Source organism: Rhodococcus sp. EPR-157 (assembly GCF_001647195.1).
Taxonomy (GTDB): Bacteria; Actinomycetota; Actinomycetes; order Mycobacteriales; family Mycobacteriaceae; genus Rhodococcoides.
Genome location: NZ_LVCV01000458.1, coordinates 1 through 18,854, shown reverse-complemented (window position 1 = coordinate 18,854; position 18,854 = coordinate 1). Strand labels below are relative to the sequence as shown.

Genomic DNA, 18,854 nt, shown 5'->3' with positions numbered 1-18,854 from the left:
ACCACCGAACCGTCGGATCCGTACCGGAGAAAACTCAGGACGTTGTTCTCGGTGTCGTTGGCGTCGATCCACGAGTAGCCGCTGGGAGAAGTGTCCAGTGTCCAGAGAGCCGAGTGCTCGCGGTAGACAGCGTTGAGATCGGTGACGAGGTTCAACACGCCGCGATGCAGCCCACTGTCGTTGTTGTCGTCGAGTTGGAACCAGTCCAACCCGCGCTCCTCGGACCACTCGCGCGTCTGGCCGAATTCCTGACCCATGAACAGCAACTGCTTGCCAGGGTGGGCCCACATGTACGCAAGCATTCCCCGCATCCCGGCGGCTTTCTGATGATCGTCGCCCGGCATCCGAGTCCACAATGTTCCCTTGCCGTGCACGACCTCGTCGTGGCTGATCGGCAGCAGGTAGTTCTCGCTCCACGCGTAGACGAGGGAGAACGTGATCTCGTGGTGGTGGAAAGTGCGGTGAATCGGATCGCGACCGAGGAACCCGAGGGTGTCGTGCATCCACCCCATGTTCCACTTCATGTTGAAGCCGAGCCCACCGACACTGGTCGGACGAGTGACGCCGGGCCATGCCGTCGACTCCTCGGCAACGGTCACGACACCACGGAACTTCTTGTGAACCGTCGCGTTCATCTCCTGCAGGAACGACACCGCTTCGAGATTCTCACGGCCACCGTAGATGTTCGGCGTCCAACCGCCCTCGGGACGTGAGTAGTCGAGATAGAGCATGGATGCGACGGCATCGACGCGGAGGCCGTCGATATGGAACTCGTCGAGCCAGAAGAGTGCATTGGCAACGAGGAAGTTTCGTACCTCGCGGCGACCGAAGTCGAAAACCAATGTGCCCCAGTCGAGTTGCTCACCCCGCTTGGGGTCGCCGTGCTCGTACAGTGGACCGCCGTCGAACTGGGCCAGCGCCCATTCGTCCTTGGGGAAGTGCGCGGGAACCCAGTCGACGATGACGCCGATGCCGGCCTCGTGGAGATGGTCGACGAAGAAGCGGAAGTCGTCGGGGCTGCCGAATCTGGAGGTCGGGGCGTAGTACGAGGTGACCTGGTACCCCCACGAGCCTCCGAACGGATGTTCGGCGACGGGCATAAGTTCGACGTGGGTGAAGCCGGTCTCGAGCACGTATTCGGCAAGCTGCCTGGCCACCTCGCGGTAGTCGAGGCCCGGACGCCACGACGCCAGATGAACCTCGTAGATGCTCATCGGTGCCGCAGTGGGCTCGACGTCGCCGCGCGCTTCCATCCAGTTGTCGTCGGTCCACTCGAACTCCGTGCTGGAGACGACCGACGCTGTGGCGGGAGGAATCGCGGTGGCGAATGCCATCGGATCAGCTTTGTCGCGTGCTACTCCGTCGAAACCGTGGACGCGGTACTTGTAGATCGTGCCGGGACCGATATCGGGGATGAAAAGCTCCCACACGCCGGTGGACCCGAGCGCGCGCATCGGAAAGCTCTGCCCGGTCCAACCGTCGAACTCGCCGATGACGGTCACCCCGGACGCTGCGGGGGCCCACACCGCGAACGACACTCCGCTCACGTCGCCGTCGGGCGTGGTGTAGTTCTGCTCGTGCGCACCGAGGATGTCCCACAGCCTCTCGTGGCGTCCCTCGCCGAAGAGGTGGAGGTCGAGCTCACCCAGCGTCGGGAGGAAACGGTATCCGTCGGCGGAGGTTGTGGTGTTGCCGCCTGGCCAGGTGACGATCAGTCGGTAGTCCATGAGGTCGTCGATCGGCACCAGAGCCGAGAACACCCCGTGTGCCACGTGCGTCAGCGGGTAGTCGACGCCGCCGACTCGGGCAACGACCGATTCCGCGTTGGGCTTGAGTGCTCGAATCGCGGTCCCGCCCTCGACGGAGTGTGCGCCCAGGATCGAGTGTGGGTTGTAGTGCTTGCCTCGAGCCAACAGATCGAGGTCGTTGCTGCTCGGTGTGATCGTATTCTCGCTCACGTTGATTCCCACTTACTTCCGGTTGCCGCGGTATGCCAGTTCGAGTCGAGCGGGATAGGGGATGGGCGGTAGCGACAGAATGTGCGCCACGGCCTTCCAAGGCTCCAGCTTGACGAAATTAGCTTGCCCCCAATGGAATTGCTGGCCAGAGACTTCGTCGGTGACAGTCAGGCTGTCGTGCCAGTCCAGTCCGATCTGAGGCATGTCCAGCCAGATCGTCCCTTCTTCCGGGCCGAACGGATCGAGGTTGACCACCACCAGAACGGAGTCCCCAGTGTTCGGATCGAACTTCGAGTACGCGATCAACGCGTCGTTGTCCACGTGATGGAAGTGAATATTTCGCAACTGTTGGAGCGCGGGATGAGCGCGTCGCACCGAGTTCAGCGTTGCCAACCAGGGTTCGAGCGATTCTCCGCGTGCCAACGCGCCCTCGAAATCGCGTGGTCGAAGCTGGTACTTCTCCGAGTCCAGGTATTCCTCGCTGCCGGGACGAACAGCTTGGTGCTCGTAGAGTTCGTAGCCCGAGTAGACGCCCCACGTGGGTGACATCGTTGCAGCGAGGGCTGCACGCAATGCGAACATTCCCGGTCCGCCGTGCTGCAAGCTCTCGTGCAGGATGTCCGGAGTGTTCACGAACAGGTTGGGCCGTGCGTCGTCCGCTCGACGTGCGTGCTCCTCGGCGAACTCGGTAAGTTCCTCCTTCGCGACCCGCCAGGTGAAGTACGTGTAGGACTGGGTAAATCCGCGCATCGCGAGGCCGTACATGCGGGCCGGGCGGGTGAACGCCTCGGCCAGGAACAGAACCTCGGGGTTGGTCTTCTTGACCTCCGCGATCAGCCACTGCCAGAAGTCCGGTGGCTTGGTATGCGGGTTGTCCACCCGGAAGATCTTGACGCCCAACGAGACCCAGTACCGCACGATGCGCAGCACTTCGTCGTAGATACCTCGGCGGTCGTTGTCGAAGTTGACCGGATAGATGTCCTGATACTTCTTCGGCGGATTCTCGGCGTACGCGATGGTGCCGTCCGGGAGAACTGTGAACCACTCCGGGTGTTCGCTTGCCCACGGATGATCGGGAGCGGCCTGCAGCGCAAGGTCGATGGCCACTTCGAGATCGAGAGCGTTCGCGGCGTCGACGAACGCAACGAAATCCGCCTCGGTCCCCAATCGGGGATGGATGGCGTCGTGGCCGCCTTCCTTCGAACCGATTGCCCACGGGGACCCCACGTCTTCCGGGCCAGGACTGAGGGTGTTGTTCGGTCCTTTTCGGTTGATCGTGCCGATCGGGTGGATCGGCGGCAGATACACGATGTCGAAGCCCATGCGTGCGACTCGGGGGAGTTGCTCGATGGACGTTGCGAAGGTGCCGTGACGCGGCGTGCCGTCCTCGTTCCATCCCCCTGTCGACCTGGGGAAGAACTCGTACCACGCACCGTTCAGCGCACGCGAACGATCCACCCAGATGTTGATGCCGTTGGAGCGGGTGATCAGTTCACGCAGCGGATACTCGTGCAGCAGCTCGGCGACGGCAGGTGCGAACGCCGGCGACACCCGAGCGGGTAGTTGACGACTGGTGTCGCGGAGTGCGACGACGACGTCCTTCAACAGTCCCTTGTGTTCGTCGGGCACACCGTCTGCCGCGCGCTCGAATACCTGCGCACCGATCTCGAGATCGTTGGCCAACTCGGCGGCGCTCTGTCCGACGCCGAGCTTGGCCTCGACAGCGTGCCGCCACGTCGCCACCGGGTCGCTCCAGGCCTCGATCCGGCAGATCCAGTAACCCGGGGCAGTGGGCGTGAAAATCGCGTCGAAGGTGTCTGGTTCGACACCTGGCGTCATAGTGATGCGCAGAGGCGAGTGCAATCCGGGGCCGCGAACCGCCAGAGTCGCGGCTACAGCGTCGTGGCCCTCGCGCCATACGTCTGCTGATACCGGAAATGCTTCGCCCACCACTGCTTTCGCGGGGAACTTTCCGGTGGCCGTGTCTGGAAGGACATTGTCGATACCGAGTCGACCTGTCACTTCACGCTCCGTTCTTCGCTTCGGTGATCGGTCGCAGCAACTGCGGCCGGTCGGTCACTGATGGTCGGCGTGCTCTATTACAACCGTAGTGCAGTCACAGAGGCTGCGTCGTTGTCGGACGAGATTGGCAAGTCGACGCACGTTGGGCTGTGGGTGGGTAGGGTTCGGCCCGTGAAAGCTTTGCGTCGGTTCACTGTCCGAGCCCACCTGCCCGAGCGGCTGAATGCCCTCGCGGAGCTGTCGACAAACCTCCGCTGGTCGTGGCACTCGCCCACGCAACAGTTGTTCGAGGAAATCGACCCGTTGCTGTGGGGAGAAACCGAGTGGGATCCGATCGGTCTGCTCGGAGCAGTTGCCCCAGGGCGGTTGGAGTACCTGGCCGCGGACAGCGGTTTCGTCGAACGTCTCGACGCCCTCGCCGCCGATCTTCGCGACTACCTGACGCGTCCGCTGTGGTACCAGGTTCAGCAGAAAGCCGGGCGTTCGCTACCAGCGGGTATCGGCTATTTCTCGATGGAGTTCGGCGTCAGCGAGGTACTGCCCAACTACTCGGGTGGGCTCGGAATTCTCGCCGGCGATCACCTCAAGGCGGCGTCCGACCTCGGGTTGCCACTGATCGGCGTCGGGCTGCTCTATCGATCCGGCTATTTTCGGCAATCGCTCACCGCTGAGGGTTGGCAGGCCGAGCGGTACCCGTCGCTCGATCCGCAAGGGTTGCCGCTTCGACTGCTGACCGATTCCGGTGGGGCGCCGGTGCTCATCCACGTGTCGATGCCGGGATCGCGAGTGCTTCGCGCGCGCGTGTGGATTGCGCAGGTCGGTCGAGTACCGTTGCTGCTGCTCGATTCCGACATTCCCGACAACGACGCCGAGTTGCGCGGCGTGACCGATCGTCTGTACGGCGGCGATCAGGACCATCGCATCAAGCAGGAAATCCTGGCCGGCATCGGCGGTGTCCGGGCAATCCGCGCGTACACCCATGAGCACGGTCTTCCGGACCCGGAAGTGTTCCACATGAACGAGGGACACGCGGGGTTCCTCGGCGCCGAGCGAATTCGCGAACTGGTGACGACGCAGGGCCTCGATTTCGACGCGGCACTCGCCTCGGTGCGGTCCGGAACGGTCTTCACGACGCACACTCCGGTTCCGGCCGGCATCGATCGATTCCCTGCCGACCTCGTGCGGCACTATTTCGGTAGCGCCGACGGATCTTCCGATTCAGCTCTGCTGCCGGGGCTTCCGATGGAACGAGTCCTCGCTCTCGGCGCGGAGGGCGATCGGTCCGTGTTCAACATGGCGCACATGGGGCTGCGTCTCGGGCAGCGTGCAAACGGTGTCTCGAAGCTTCACGGCATCGTCAGCCGCGAGATGTTCAGCGATCTCTGGCGCGGATTCGACGCAACGGAAGTACCGATCGGTTCGGTGACCAACGGTGTGCACGCGCCGACGTGGGCAGCTCGGGAGTGGATGGACCTGGCGCACGAGGTGGTCGGCGCGCAGGCTCTGGAAGAGGCGCGAGGTTGGGAGCAGTTGCACACGGTTCCGGCGGCGACGTTGTGGGCCACCAGAAATGAACTGCGAGGGCAGCTCGTCGGCGAAGTTCGGCGTCGTGTTAGACGTTCGAGCCTCGAACGTGGATTCTCCGAAGCCGAGCTCGGCTGGACTGCTGGAGTTTTCGATCCCGACGTGTTGACGGTCGGGTTCGCTCGGCGCGTGCCGACCTACAAGCGTCTGACGCTCATGCTGCGCGAGCCCGAGCGGCTCAAGCGGCTGTTGCTCGACCCGGAACGTCCTGTCCAATTGGTCGTTGCGGGGAAGTCGCACCCGGCCGACGACGGCGGCAAGGCACTCATTCAACAGATCGTGCGGTTCGCCGACGAGGCGGACGTCCGACACCGCATCGTCTTTCTCCCCGACTACGACATGTCGATGGCACGGTACCTGTACTGGGGTTGCGATGTGTGGCTGAACAATCCGCTGCGTCCCCTCGAAGCGTGCGGAACGTCCGGTATGAAGTCGGCACTCAACGGAGGCCTCAACCTGTCCATTCGTGACGGGTGGTGGGACGAGATGTACGACGGTGAGAACGGCTGGGCCATACCGACCGCGGACGGGGTGACCGACGAGAGTCGTCGGGACGATCTCGAAGCAGCGGCACTGTACGAGTTGTTGGAGCAGTCGGTGCTGCCGAAGTTCTACGACCGCACCGACGGCGTTCCGACGCGGTGGATCGAGATGGTACGCCACACTCTGGAGAACCTCGGCCCGAAAGTGTTGGCGTCGAGGATGGTTCGTGACTACACGCTCGGTTATTATGCGCCGGCCGCGGAAGCGGCGCGGGCCGCGAACGCCGACGGATACGCCGGAGCCAAGGACGTCGCCGTGTACCGACGGCGAGTCGAAGGTACGTGGCATTCGGTCGAGATCGTCCAGGTGGACAGCGAAGGGCTGCCGGACACGCCGGTGATCGGAGCGAAACTGACTCTCCGCGCATACGTTCGGCTGGGGGAGTTGGCTCCGAGCGACGTGGTGGTTCAGGCCGTCCTCGGTCGGGTCGACGAGAACGAAAACCTGACCGATGTACGGACGGTCACCATGAGTCATGCAGGAACCGATTCGTTGGGTGAGGTGTTCGTCACCGATACGGCCCTGCCCATCAGCGGCGCTGTCGGCTACACCGTCAGGGTGCTGCCTCACCACGAATTGCTGGTAGGGGACGCCGAATTGGGCCTGGTGAGAACCCCTAACGCGTAGCCGTGCGCAGGGGTTAGCCGCTACCGCCGGCGAGGCGGGTCAGCGCCTTGCGGACGACTTCGGGGTCGGACGTTTCCCAGAACGGTGGCAGTGATGCCCGCAGGTAGCCCCCGTACCGTGCCGTTGCCAAACGCGGGTCGAGCATGGCGACGACTCCGCGATCGTCGACGCTGCGGAGTAGTCGACCGACGCCCTGAGCGAGCAGAAGCGCTGCGTGATTGGCGGCCACGGACAAAAATCCGTTGCCGCCGCGTGACTGGACTGCTTGTTGCCGGGCGACAAGCAGGGGATCGTCGGGTCGCGGGAACGGTATCCGGTCGAGGATCACCAAGCTCAGCGACGGGCCGGGCACGTCGACGCCCTGCCACAGTGACAACGTGCCGAACAGTGACGTTGCCTCGTCGGCGGCGAACTTGTCGACGAGGGCGCCGGTGGCATCGTCTCCCTGGCACAGCACCGGCGTGTCGAGGCGTTCACGCATCTCTTCTGCGGCGGCCTTGGCGGCGCGCATGGACGAGAACAATCCGAGCGTCCGTCCGCCCGCGGCGCTGACCAACTTCTCGATCTCGTCGAGGTAGAGCGGAGACAATCCGTCGCGGCCGGGGGCTGGAAGATGTTTGGCGACATAGAGGATGCCTGCTTTGGCGTGGTCGAACGGCGAACCGACGTCCAGCGAATTCCAGCGAATGGAGGCAGTATCCGACGGCGGCTCGACGCCGGTTGCCATCGCGGTGTCACTGCGGCTGGAGTTCTCGGCGGGCAGACCCCAGTTGATTGCCAGACCGTCGAACGACCCGCCGACCGTCAAGGTCGCGGAGGTCAGCACGACCGTTGCTTCCGCGAACAGGCGCGAGCGCAACAGTCCGCCGACCGACAGGGGAGCCATGCGCACGGTTCGCTTGACCGACCCGCGAATGTCGTCGACGGCGTGCCACACGACGTCTTTGCGCTTGGCCGGATCCGGTTCGTCGAAGGCCGTGAGGACTCGCACAGCGCTGTCGTGTACCTCGTCGACGGCGACGAGCGCGGCGTTGCGGGCCGCCGCGGCCTCGGGGTCGAGCGTTGCCGGCCCCCGCTGAGTCGGTCCGATCGCGGTGCGGACAGACCAGGCGGAGTCCCTGATGGAGGCCAGCGCAGGCGCTACATCGTCGGGTAGGGTCGCCCAGCGCCCAGCAGGCAGGTCGTCGAGTACGGCTCCCCAGTTCTCGGCAGCGCCGTCGAGTGAGTCGACGATTTCTTCCTCGATCAGCTTGCTGCATCGGCGTGCAGCCGCGGTGATGGTGGCAGCGGACAGCTCGGAGGTGGCGACGCCGGTGACGCGATCGACTAGTTCATGGGCTTCGTCGATGACGACGACGTCGTGCTCGGGCAGGATCTGGATTCCGGTGATCGCGTCGATCGCCAGGAGTGCGTGGTTGGTGACGACGACGTCGACCTGTGCGGCTTCGGTCCGTGCACGTTCGGCGAAGCAATCCTCGCCTACCGGGCAGCGCGACTTACCGAGGCATTCGCGAGCGGTGACGCTCACTTGTCGCCAGGCTTGGTCGCTGACGCCGGGAACGACGTCGTCGCGGTCACCGGTCTCGGTTTCGGAGGACCACTTGGTCAGCCGCACCACCTCGCGGCCGAGGCGGGAGATGGCGAAGGCATCGAACAGTTCGGCGTCTGGTGATTCCTCCGAGGCGCCGGTGTGGATCTTGTTCATGCAGAGGTAGTTGTTGCGGCCCTTGAGGATTGCGAACTTGGGCCGCCGCCCGATGGCTCCGGTCAGGGCGTCGGCGAGGCGGGGAAGATCCCGGTCGACGAGCTGGCGCTGCAGCGCGATAGTCGCGGTGGAAACCACGACGGTGCGTCCGGACTCGACGGCGTGCCTGATGCTGGGAACGAGATACGCCAGGGACTTACCGGTGCCGGTGCCTGCCTGCACGGCGAGATGCTCTCCGGTGTCGATCGAATGCGCAACGGCCGATGCCATCGTCAGCTGGTTGCTGCGTTCCTTGCCTCCGAGTGCGTTGACCGCGACCTTCAGCAGGGCAGGCACGGTCGGCAGTTCGGTCTTCGGCACCGGAGAAGACTACTGCTTGTCGCCGACGAATTTCTCGACCGACACCGGGGGAGGCGGCTCCGCCCCCAGTGGCGCAGTTAAGTGCACCCAGGTACACCCAAGCGTGCCACTGGGGCGGAGCCCCAGCGGCGGCGATCAGAGGAACCGAGTCGGAATCGCGGGCTCTCCCCGCGAGAGCTTCAGGCCTTCCCACGGAAGCGAGACGAGCCGCTCCGCCAGCAGCGTGCGCGAATCGTCGAGCGTGGGCGCACCGTCGACCTGCTCGCCGCCACGCACGAGAGGGACACTCAATTCGGTCGCGACAAGACCGTCGTCGACACGGGGACTGCTGCCGAGCGGGTACACGATTTCCTCGACGATCGTCCCGGAGGCGCGGCTGGTGCGAACCGCTGCTTTGGAACCGCCACGCGATTCCTTGTGACTGCTGCGCTTGGCGACCGGACGCCCGTCCACGGTCACGAGCTTGTAGACCATTCCTGCGGTGGGAGCCCCGGATCCGGTCACCAGCGAGGTGCCGACGCCGTAGGAGTCGACGGGTTCGGCGCGCAGTGCTGCGATGGCATACTCGTCGAGATCTCCCGATACGACGATTCGGGTGCCGGTTGCTCCGAGATCGTCGAGTTGCTGCCGGACCTGCCGGGCGAGCACGCCGAGGTCGCCGGAGTCGAGGCGAACCCCACCGAGTTCGGGACCGGCTACCTCGATCGCGTTGGCGACACCCTGCGCGATGTCGTAGGTGTCGACCAGCAGCGTCGTCGACACGCCGAGCGCACGGACCTGGGCGGCGAACGCGGCTTTCTCGTCCGGTCCCGCCTCGCCGGTGTACAGCAGGGTGAACGCGTGGGCCGAGGTGCCGGCGCCGGGTACGCCGTGCCGACGCACGGCCTCCAGATTCGACGTCGCGGAGAAGCCGGCGATGTACGCGGCCCGCGACGACGCGACCGCCGCCTCCTCGTGGGTCCGTCGCGATCCCATCTCGATGATCGGACGCGAGCCTGCCGCGTTGGACATTCGTGCGGCAGCGGAGGCGATCGCGCTGTCGTGATTGAGGATGGAGAGCGCCAACGTTTCCAACACGACGCATTCGGCGAACGTCCCTCGCACGGACAGCACGGGCGAGCCGGGGAAGTAGAGATCTCCCTCGCGGTACCCGTCGATGTCGCCCGTGAACCGATAGTTCCTCAGCCACTCCACGGTGGATGAATCCAGGAACGCCGACACGGTATCGAGTTCGTCCTGACCGAAACGGAACCGAGTGAGCGCTTCGAGAAGGCGCGCTGTGCCGGCGACGACACCGTAGCGTCGCCCGTTCGGAAGTCGGCGTGCGAACACTTCGAAGCTGCACGGAATGTTTGCCGAGCCGTCGGCCAAGGCTGCCGACAACATCGTGAATTCGTACTGATCGGTGAACAGGGCGGCGCTCCGGAATGTGTCCGTCACATGCGGTCCGGTATCAGAGTCGGTAGGCACATGATCAACACTACGAGGCGCGGGGGTGACGGTGCGCACCTTGCCCCGGTCGTCGTACCCTGTCCACATGGCTTCATCGACGGCTGACGAGATGGTGGGAGTAGTTGCCGAGTCGCCGACCCTGGCTGCTTCCCCGCAGGCCGTGCCCGAGCAAGACACTGTCGAGGCGACCGAGGAGGCTCATGACGTTCCCTGGGTGACCATCGTCTGGGACGACCCGGTCAACCTGATGCATTACGTGACCTTCGTGTTCCAGAAGCTGTTCGGCTACAGCAAAGCCAAGGCCACCGAGCTGATGATGCAGGTGCACTCCGAGGGCAAGGCGGTCGTGTCCAGCGGTGAACGCGACACCATGGAGAACGACGTGCGCAGACTCCACGCGGCCGGTCTGTGGGCGACCATGCAGCAGGACAAATAGTCGCCAGCGTCAAGCAGTTTCGACCGTCTCCGACACGAAGGAAAACCGAGCCGTGCGCACGTGGAGCAGAAAGAACTCACTCAGCGGAGTCAAGATTCGCTCGGAAATGGATGCGCGTGAAGCGACGGTGCTGCGGTCGCTCGTCGAGCCGGTGGTCGGACTGCTCAGGGACCGAGCCGCAGGTGCTCCCACCGATGAACTCGCTGCCATGACAGGACTCCGCACCGGTCACAGCACGCCACCGGAGGACGCAGCGCTGGCGAGGCTGCTGCCGGACTTTCACCGCCACGAACCGTCGGACGACGCCGATACCGCGAATCTGAACGGCGCGCTGCGGGGGTTGCACGAGCCCGAGATTATCGACGAGAAGGTTCGGTCGAGCCGCGTCATGTTGGACACCCTTCCGGCCTCGGGTGGCAAGATCGCCCTGACTCCCGAGCAAGCAGTAGCCAGGCTGATGGGCCTGAACGACGTACGATTGGCCCTCGGAACGACACTGGGTATCGACGCGGACACCCCGGATGTTCTCGACGAGGGGGATCCACGAGCTCCGCACCTCGATGTGTACCACTGGCTCACCTGGATGCAGGATTCCCTCGTGCAGGTCCTTACTCCGTAGGAGCGTCGCCCCGTGTCCGGTTCTCGCGATTCATTGACAGACGTGAGCGGCTTGTTGGTGGGGCATCACCACGACATCGACCCCAACGCCGAGATGGGCTCGGGTGCGGCGACCGGGTGCACGGTGGTACGAACCCTCGGTGGCGCTGTGGCTGCGGTCGACGTCCGCGGCGGTGGGCCGGGCACCAGGGAAACCGACCTTCTGGATCCGAGCAACTCGGTGCAGCAGATCAACGCACTATTGCTCAGTGGCGGGAGTGCCTACGGCCTTGCCGCAGCGGACGGTGTCATGCAGTGGTTGGCAGAGCACGGACACGGGATCGCGATGGGGAGCCCGGATCAGGTGGTTCCGATCGTCCCCGCCGCCGTCATCTTCGACCTACCCGTGGGTGAGTGGGGAGTGCGTCCCACCGCAGAATTCGGTTACCTTGCGGCCGCAGCGGCTGCGGCAGAGTTCGAGACAGGCTCGGTCGGCGCGGGTGTCGGTGCGCGCGCAGGAGTGCTCAAGGGCGGCGTGGGAACGGCGAGCACCGTGATCGAGGGCGGCCCCGCCGACGGCGTCACCGTCGGTGCGTTGATCGTCACCAACCCCGTCGGATCCATTTTCGATCCCCGCACCGGGTTGCCGTGGGGCGTCGGATCCGAGGGACCGCAGGCCTACGGCATGCGTAAGCCCGACGTTCACGAACTGTGGAACGCCAATGCACTGGAACCGAAGGGAACGGCGCTGAACACGACGATCGGAGTCGTCGCCACCGACGTCGACCTCTCGCCGGGCTCATGCAAGCGACTCGCTATAGCCGGCCACGACGGATTGGCCAGAGCGATCAGACCCGCACACTCGCCGCTCGACGGAGACACGATTTTCGCCCTGTCGACGGGTACACGTTCCGTCGTGACCGAGACGTCGATGCCGAAGGCATTCGCACGAGATCTGGCGGTTCTCGACGCCTTGGCTGCGGTGGCGGCAAACGTCGTCGAGCGGGCAATCGTGCGTGCGCTGCTCGACGCGACGTCGGTGGCCGGGATTCCGACGTATCGCCAGATATTTCCGTCCGCGTTCGAATCCTGAGCGGCGGTATTCTCGAAGAGGACAGATCGACCAGACGAAAGGTGTCGTCTTCGATGAGCGCGAACCCGTATCTACCTGCCCCGACTCCCAAGCGAGCTTTGTGGCAGTCGGCCGCGATGTACACCGGCGGCTTCGTCCTGTTTCTATGGGTCGTCGAGATCATCGATGTGGCCTCGGGAAGTCGGGTCGAGACGGCCGGAATCAACCCGCGCACCAGCGACGGGCTGTGGGGGATTCTGTTCGCGCCGATGCTGCACGACGACTGGGCGCACCTTGCTGCCAACAGCGTCCCGCTGCTCGTCCTCGGGTTCCTCGTTCTGCTGTCCGGTATCGGCCGAGGGCTCGCGGCGACGGGCATCATCTGGATCGTCGCCGGCGTCGGGACGTGGCTGATCGGGGGCGGCAACTCCAACCACATCGGCGCGTCGAGCCTGGTCTTCGGATTCCTCGCGTACCTGCTCGTGCGCGGTTTCTTCACTCGCAACCTGGGCCAACTCGCCATCGGCGTCGTCGTGTTCTTGCTCTACGGAAGTGCCTTGTGGGGAGTGCTCCCCAGCACCCCCGGGGTGTCGTGGCAAGGGCACCTGTTCGGAGCTGTCGGTGGTGTCGTCGCGGCGTGGGCGCTGTCGGCCGACGCTCGCGAGGCGCGCAACCAGCAGTCGGTCGGCACCTCGCAGCTGTGAGGTGTCGCAATTGTGACGTGGCCCGGTTCGGTGCCGCTGCGTGAAAACTGCCGATGCGTTTCGGCGTCGGGGGATGACGTGGCAGCATGACCCGTATGCGTATTACCGTCCTGGGATGTTCGGGCAGTGTGTCCGGGCCCGATTCTCCCGCGTCGGGTTACCTGCTCGATGAACCGGGGACTTCACCGGTGGTGCTGGACTTCGGGCCCGGTGTACTCGGCGCGCTGCAACGCTACGCAGATCCCGGGGACGTGAGTGTGTTCCTCTCGCATCTGCACGCCGATCATTGCCTGGACGTTCCGGGACTGCTCGTGTGGAGGAGGTATCACCCCAATCCACCAGAAGGTCGCGCGCTGGTCTACGGGCCGAAGGACACAGCGTTCCGCCTCGGCGTCGCGTCGGCGGAGTGCGGTGGTCAGATCGACGACATGTCCGACACGCTGGACCTGCGGCGGTGGGCGGACGGCCGAACGATCCAGCACGGGCAACTGACTGTGCAAGCGCGGCAGGTCTATCACCCACCCGAGTCCTACGGAATGCGGGTTACGACGGGGGCGGGCAAGATCTTCGCCTACACCGGCGATACAGGCATGTGTCAGGCAGTGCGCGACATCGCGCACGGGGCAGATGTTCTGCTGTCCGAGGCCTCGTGGACGCACAGTCCCGATCGGCCCGTCGGAGTTCACCTGTCGGGCACCGAGGCGGGACAACTGGCTCGCGACGCAGGCGTCGGCGAGCTGTTGTTGACGCATATCCCGCCGTGGACGTCGAGGGAAGATGTCATCGCGGAGGCCAAAGCCGAATTCAGCGGACCGGTGCACGCGGTGTCGCCCGGGGATGTCTTCACGGTATAGCCGCGCGATAGGCTGGCCGCGTGTCGAGACGAGAAGATGGAAGAGCGGACGACGAACTCCGCCCGATCAAGATCACCCGCGGATTCACCAGCAACCCGGCCGGCTCGGTGCTGGTCGAGTTCGGCAACACCCGCGTGATGTGCACGGCGAGCGTCGAGGAGGGTGTTCCGCGCTGGCGCAAGGGATCCGGCCTCGGCTGGCTCACCGCCGAGTACGCGATGCTCCCCGCCGCGACGCACACCCGCAGCGGACGCGAGTCCGTCAAGGGCAAAGTCGGCGGACGCACCCAGGAGATTTCCCGACTGATCGGGCGATCGCTCCGCGCGTGCATCGACCTCGCTGCGATCGGTGAGAACACCATCGCGCTCGACTGCGACGTTCTGCAGGCCGACGGCGGCACCCGAACGGCAGCCGTCACCGGAGCGTTCGTCGCGTTGTCCGACGCGGTCACCTACCTGCGCGCAGCCGGTCGACTGGCGGATCCGCAGCCGATCTCGTGCGCGATCGCCGCGGTCAGCGTCGGCGTCGTCGACGGCAGGGTCCGGCTCGACCTCCCGTACGAGGAGGATTCGCGTGCGGAGGTCGACATGAACGTCGTGGCCACCGATACCGGCACTCTGGTCGAAATCCAGGGAACCGGAGAGGGTGCAACTTTCCCGCGTTCCACGCTGGACAAGTTGCTCGATTCCGCGCTCGAGGGCATCGAGAAGTTGTTCGAGGTTCAGAAAGCCGCTCTTGCGGAGCCGTATCCGGGCGTACTGCCCGAACCTGCGCCGGCCGGATCGCCGAAGAAGAAGTTCGGTGGCTGAGACGAGGTTGCTCGTCGCGAGCCGCAACGCCAAGAAGCTCCGTGAACTGCGACGGGTCCTGGACGCGGCAGGAATATCCGGGATCGAACTGGTAGGCCTGAACGAGGTACCCGAGTTCCCCGAAGCGCCCGAGACAGGCGCGACGTTCGAGGAAAACGCGCTGGCGAAGGCGCGAGATGGCGCAGCGGCGACCGGCTTGCCCTGTGTCGCCGACGACTCGGGTCTCGAAGTCGACGCGCTGAACGGAATGCCGGGTGTGCTGTCGGCCAGATGGTCGGGCGTGCACGGGCAGGACGACGCCAACACGGCACTGTTGCTTGCTCAGCTCGGCGATGTGCCGGACGAGCGCAGGGGAGCGGGGTTCGTGTCTGCCTGCGCACTGGCCATTCCCGGCGGCTCGGACAGCGTCGTTCGGGGCGAGTGGCGCGGATCGATTGCGCGTAGCCCGTTGGGAGAGAATGGTTTCGGATACGATCCTGTGTTCGTTCCGCAAGGGGAGAGTCGATCCGCCGCCGAACTCAGCCCTGAAGAGAAGGATGCAGCATCGCACCGTGGCCGTGCGCTCGGATTGCTGATTCCGGCACTGCGCGCACTGAGTTCGTAGGACACTGGTGGCCGTGCATCGAACGGTCGTTGTTGCAGGATTGGTGGGGGCGTTGGCGCTTGCGTCCGGCGGTGCGGCGCATGCCGCGCCGCCGGCGGAATCGTTCCCCGAGGCGGTGCTGTATTCGATAGTGCACCCGGGTGCGGAGCCGCTGGGCGTCAACGACTTCGAGTGCACGCCGTCCGCCGAACATCCAGAACCTGTCGTGCTCGTGCACGGATTCCTGGAGAACGCCTACGACAACTGGGCTTCCCTGGCACCCAAGCTCGTGGACGAAGGCTACTGCGTATTCGCTCTCGATTACGGTGCTCCCGAAGGTATTCCGTTCGGCGGACTCGGTTCTATCGCGGACAGCGCCGCTGAGCTGTCGACATTCGTCGACGCGGTATCGGCGGCGACGGGCGCATCGAAAGTCTCGATCGTCGGCCATTCCAAGGGTGGGACTGTGCCGCGGTATTACGTCGAGTACCTCGGCGGGGCGGATCGGGTATCGAAGATCGTGGCCCTGTCGCCGCCCAACTACCCGACGCCGGGGCCACCCGTCGACGATGCTCTGGCGGAGCTGAATTCGCCGGTCGACACTGTGCCGGGCGTGGAGTACACGGTCATCGTGACCCGCTACGACCAGGTGGTGCCGTACCAAGCGTCGCTACTGACGGGTCCGGGTGCCCGCAACGTGGTGATTCAGGATCTGTGCCCGGCGAACACGGTAGAGCACACCGGGATCTCGTACGATCTTCTCGCGCAGCAACTGGTCTTCGACGCCCTTGCCGACGGCGACCTCGACGCTGTGACGTGCTGAGGAACTAGACGCCGAAGTCGCGCTTGACCTGCGCGGTGCGCCAGTGCTCGACGAAGAACGACAGAAACGGGATGGTGCCTGCGAGCAGGGTTCCGATCGTGCGCCCCGCCGGCCAGCGAACTTTGATTGCGAGATCGACCGTCAAGATCAGATACACAAGATAGACCCACCCGTGCACGACGGCGATCCAGCTGGGAACGTTCTCGACCTTGAAGATGTACTTGGCGACCATTTCGCCCGTCAGCACGAGAAGCCAGATGCCGGTGACATATGCCAGTACCCGGTACCGCAGCAGCGCCGATCCGATCTTCTTCTTGCGATCGGTCGTCATGGGCTTCTGCGCAGCAGTGCTCACGTGTGATGCTCCTGTCTTCACTCGCGGGAGCGATCGAGCTCGGCGAGGTAGCTGTTGTATTCGAGAAGTTGGCGGGCCTCGACGTCGTCCAGGTCGTCTGTATCGGCGTAGACGGGGCGCTTCGGCAAGAGATCGGCGGGGATTTCGCGGACCGTCTCGTCAGCAGGCTCGTCGCCGTTCGCCTCCGACGCTTCGGCGTCGCCTTCGAGCTGGACGAACTTGCGGTAGGCGTAGATCACGAACGCCGCGAACAACGGCCACTGAAAGGCGTAACCAAGATTCTGGCCGTCTCCACCGACGGCTTCGAAACGTTCCCACTGCCACCAACCGAGTGCCAGGCATGCCACCGCAGACACGAGGACCAGCGCGATGAGCGCCGGACGATGGTGCGAGCGGGATTTAGCCACCCCCCGAAGGTACCCGAGTCTCTACTACCTCTGGTAGTTCGGTTCGGAGCCCCGACAGTTCCGAGTGGTCCGGATGGCCCACATGGCGAGGACCAACGGCTCTCACGCCTGATCCGGCGGGTTGATCGACTGGTTGCGGGAAGTTCCATCGAATGGTTGCGGGAGTGACGATGACCGACACGCTGTCCGACAATGACCTGGTCGACCGCTACGTCCACGGTGTGCTCGTGCATCTACCGAGGTCTCGCCGTGACCAGGCTGACAAAGAGCTGCGGGAGCGGGTCCGAAACGAATCCTACGGGCGCCCCACACGCGAGGTCCTCACCGAGTTCGGTCCACCGGAAGATCAGGCGCGCCGACTCCGCGGAGCGCCGCGTCGGCTCATCGGGCCGCGCTTCTACGACACGTACGTGCGTGTTCTGTGGCCTGCTGTCCGTGTGATGGCGATCGTCTTCGGAGGGGTGAGTCTGCTGCCCATCCTGGTCGACAACGAGACGACGCCGACAATCGGCAGAATTGTCGAAGAGGGTCTCACATCGGCCTTCGCGGGCGCTGCGTACGCCGCCTTCTGGGTCACCGTAGTCTTCGCGGTCATCGAGCGTTTCGCCCCGGATGCGGTGCTACACGATTGGGATCCTGATGATCTCCCGCCGGTTCCGCACGGGCACGAGATCGCCCTCGGTGACGCGATCGCCGATCTTGTGTTCGCCGTCGCCTTGCTGGTCGTTTCGCTGTGCTTCTTCCCGGCGCTGGCACCGTCGTTTCTCGCTGAAACCGCGGAGGGACTCGATGTCGATGTGGTCGAGCGGTTGTTGCCCGCGGTAGTCGTGGTTGCTGCGTTGTGGGTGTGTGTGGCAGGTGCGCAATTGATCGTGCGTGCCTGGACGCTGCCGGTCACGGTGATGTCCATTGCCGCAGACCTGCTCGCCGTTGCCACAGCCGTCGCCGTCCTGGTGAACCGGCCGTATTTCTCGGCGGACTTCATCGCCAGCCGTTATGGAGGTAACGCCGACAATCTCGGTACGGCACTCGACATCGGGATAGGTATCGGTGCCATCGCTGTGATTCTCGTCTGTGCCAACGACATCGTCACCACCGTCCGCAAGTACCTCGCCCACCGCCAGGAGCTCTAGCGGACGCCAGTTCACCGACGGTGACAGAGGTGCATCGCAGGGACTTTCGGCCCTGCCGGCAGGGCCGTGCCGTGGGCCACGATCGAATGATGACCGACGACGCTGTGATTGCCATCTCCGGGCTGACGAAGTCTTTCGGGAACACAGTCGCGCTCGACCAACTCGACTTGACGGTGAACGCTGGTGAGGTGCACGGGTTCCTCGGGCCGAACGGAGCGGGGAAAACGACGACGATTCGTATCCTGCTCGGGATGCTTCGAGCAGATGCCGGCACGGTCCGGGTGCTCGGCTTGGATCCATGGACGGACGCGGTCGCCGCGCACGCCAGGCTCGCTTACGTGCCTGGCGAGGTCACCCTGTGGCCCGGTATCACCGGTGGCGAGACCATCGATCTGCTGGCGAGACTGCGCGGCGGTGTGAACTCGGCTCGACGCGCCGAGATGCTCGAACGATTCGAACTCGACCCGACTGTGAAGTCTCGCGCCTATTCCAAGGGGAATCGGCAAAAGGTGGCACTGGTTGCCGCACTGGCATCGGACGCGGAACTGTTCCTGTTCGATGAACCGACAGCGGGTCTGGATCCGCTGAAGGAAGCGGAGTTTCAACGGTGTGTTCACGAGCTGGTGAGCGAGGGACGCACGGTCCTGTTGTCCAGTCACCTGCTCGCCGAGGTCGAGGCGCTGTGCGATCGAGTCAGTATCGTTCGTCACGGTCGTACGGTGGAGAGCGGGTCTCTCGCCGACTTGAGGCATCTGAACACGACGTCGATCACGGTCGAGACCGTGCGCCCCACCGCTGCTCTTGCGGCGACGCCAGGAGTGCGCGAGCTG

The 18,854-nt window shown here is 64.7% G+C and carries 17 protein-coding genes; 11 read left to right on the top strand and 6 right to left on the bottom strand.

Features of this window, described 5'->3' with window-relative positions; all coding sequences use genetic code 11:
- Positions 1-1,958 (bottom strand): 1,4-alpha-glucan branching protein GlgB (gene glgB / locus A2J03_RS21355; RefSeq protein ID WP_068378021.1); only part of this gene is annotated, 1,958 nt, incomplete at its 3' end.
- 12 nt (positions 1,959-1,970) lie between these two features.
- Positions 1,971-3,980 carry a maltotransferase domain-containing protein gene (locus tag A2J03_RS21350; RefSeq protein ID WP_068378007.1) on the bottom strand — a complete coding sequence of 670 codons (2,010 nt, stop codon included), beginning with the start codon at positions 3,978-3,980 and terminating at the stop codon, positions 1,971-1,973.
- A 171-nt stretch (positions 3,981-4,151) separates the two neighbouring features.
- Between A2J03_RS21350 and glgP the strand changes: the two genes are divergently transcribed.
- Positions 4,152-6,734, top strand: a complete 2,583-nt coding sequence (glgP, locus tag A2J03_RS21345) for an alpha-glucan family phosphorylase (protein ID WP_068378020.1) — start codon at positions 4,152-4,154, stop codon at positions 6,732-6,734.
- Between the two features lie 13 nt (positions 6,735-6,747).
- Here glgP and A2J03_RS21340 read toward each other — a convergent pair whose 3' ends face one another.
- Entirely contained in the window at positions 6,748-8,799 is a 2,052-nt protein-coding gene (locus A2J03_RS21340) for an ATP-dependent DNA helicase (RefSeq protein WP_068378005.1), read from the bottom strand.
- Positions 8,800-8,934: 135 nt separating this feature from the next.
- Positions 8,935-10,269, bottom strand: a complete 1,335-nt coding sequence (locus tag A2J03_RS21335) for a nicotinate phosphoribosyltransferase (protein ID WP_068378019.1) — start codon at positions 10,267-10,269, stop codon at positions 8,935-8,937.
- A gap of 91 nt (positions 10,270-10,360) precedes the next feature.
- On the opposite strand from A2J03_RS21335, the gene clpS reads away from it, so the two are divergent.
- From clpS to A2J03_RS21295, 8 genes are all read left to right on the top strand, one after another.
- Complete coding sequence (clpS, locus tag A2J03_RS21330) at positions 10,361-10,687, top strand: ATP-dependent Clp protease adapter ClpS (protein ID WP_197480899.1); 327 nt, start codon at positions 10,361-10,363, stop codon at positions 10,685-10,687.
- A gap of 52 nt (positions 10,688-10,739) precedes the next feature.
- Entirely contained in the window at positions 10,740-11,306 is a 567-nt protein-coding gene (gene aosR / locus A2J03_RS21325) for an oxidative stress transcriptional regulator AosR (protein ID WP_068378003.1), read from the top strand.
- 12 nt (positions 11,307-11,318) lie between these two features.
- The gene (locus tag A2J03_RS21320; protein ID WP_068378001.1) at positions 11,319-12,377 is read left to right on the top strand and encodes a P1 family peptidase; all 1,059 of its coding nucleotides are present in this window, start codon (positions 11,319-11,321) and stop codon (positions 12,375-12,377) included.
- 53 nt (positions 12,378-12,430) lie between these two features.
- Positions 12,431-13,060, top strand: coding sequence for a rhomboid family intramembrane serine protease (locus A2J03_RS21315; protein ID WP_068377999.1), 630 nt, complete (start codon positions 12,431-12,433; stop codon positions 13,058-13,060).
- A 95-nt stretch (positions 13,061-13,155) separates the two neighbouring features.
- Entirely contained in the window at positions 13,156-13,914 is a 759-nt protein-coding gene (locus A2J03_RS21310; protein WP_197480898.1) for a cyclic nucleotide-degrading phosphodiesterase, read from the top strand.
- A gap of 20 nt (positions 13,915-13,934) precedes the next feature.
- A complete protein-coding gene (rph, locus tag A2J03_RS21305; protein WP_068377996.1) occupies positions 13,935-14,723 on the top strand; it encodes a ribonuclease PH in 789 nt (262 codons plus the stop codon).
- Positions 14,716-15,327, top strand: a complete 612-nt coding sequence (rdgB, locus tag A2J03_RS21300) for an RdgB/HAM1 family non-canonical purine NTP pyrophosphatase (protein ID WP_068377994.1) — start codon at positions 14,716-14,718, stop codon at positions 15,325-15,327. The genes rph and rdgB overlap by 8 nt, the downstream gene beginning before the upstream one ends.
- Before the next feature lie 13 nt (positions 15,328-15,340).
- On the top strand, positions 15,341-16,129 hold the full coding sequence (locus A2J03_RS21295) for an esterase/lipase family protein (RefSeq protein ID WP_231912639.1): 789 nt from the start codon (positions 15,341-15,343) through the stop codon (positions 16,127-16,129).
- Positions 16,130-16,133: 4 nt separating this feature from the next.
- On the opposite strand, the gene A2J03_RS21290 is transcribed toward A2J03_RS21295, so the two are convergent.
- Together A2J03_RS21290 and A2J03_RS21285 are read right to left on the bottom strand one after the other, a co-directional pair.
- Positions 16,134-16,460 (bottom strand): DUF3817 domain-containing protein, encoded by a 327-nt coding sequence (locus A2J03_RS21290; RefSeq protein WP_068378013.1) that lies wholly within the window; start codon positions 16,458-16,460, stop codon positions 16,134-16,136.
- 41 nt (positions 16,461-16,501) lie between these two features.
- Positions 16,502-16,891, bottom strand: a complete 390-nt coding sequence (locus A2J03_RS21285; RefSeq protein ID WP_068377990.1) for a transcriptional regulator — start codon at positions 16,889-16,891, stop codon at positions 16,502-16,504.
- 170 nt (positions 16,892-17,061) lie between these two features.
- On the opposite strand from A2J03_RS21285, the gene A2J03_RS21280 reads away from it, so the two are divergent.
- The gene (locus A2J03_RS21280) at positions 17,062-18,024 is read left to right on the top strand and encodes a hypothetical protein (protein ID WP_068378011.1); all 963 of its coding nucleotides are present in this window, start codon (positions 17,062-17,064) and stop codon (positions 18,022-18,024) included.
- Positions 18,025-18,113: 89 nt separating this feature from the next.
- The coding region (locus tag A2J03_RS21275) for an ABC transporter ATP-binding protein (RefSeq protein WP_068378009.1) at positions 18,114-18,854 on the top strand (741 nt) is incomplete at its 3' end.

Coding starts and splice junctions, on each gene's coding strand:
- clpS (WP_197480899.1), top strand. CDS start 10,361: ATGGTGGGAGTAGTTGCCGAGTCGCCGACCCTGGCTGCTTCCCCGCAG.
- A2J03_RS21315 (WP_068377999.1), top strand. CDS start 12,431: ATGAGCGCGAACCCGTATCTACCTGCCCCGACTCCCAAGCGAGCTTTG.
- A2J03_RS21310 (WP_197480898.1), top strand. CDS start 13,156: ATGCGTATTACCGTCCTGGGATGTTCGGGCAGTGTGTCCGGGCCCGAT.
- A2J03_RS21290 (WP_068378013.1), bottom strand. CDS start 16,460: ATGACGACCGATCGCAAGAAGAAGATCGGATCGGCGCTGCTGCGGTAC.
- A2J03_RS21280 (WP_068378011.1), top strand. CDS start 17,062: ATGACCGACACGCTGTCCGACAATGACCTGGTCGACCGCTACGTCCAC.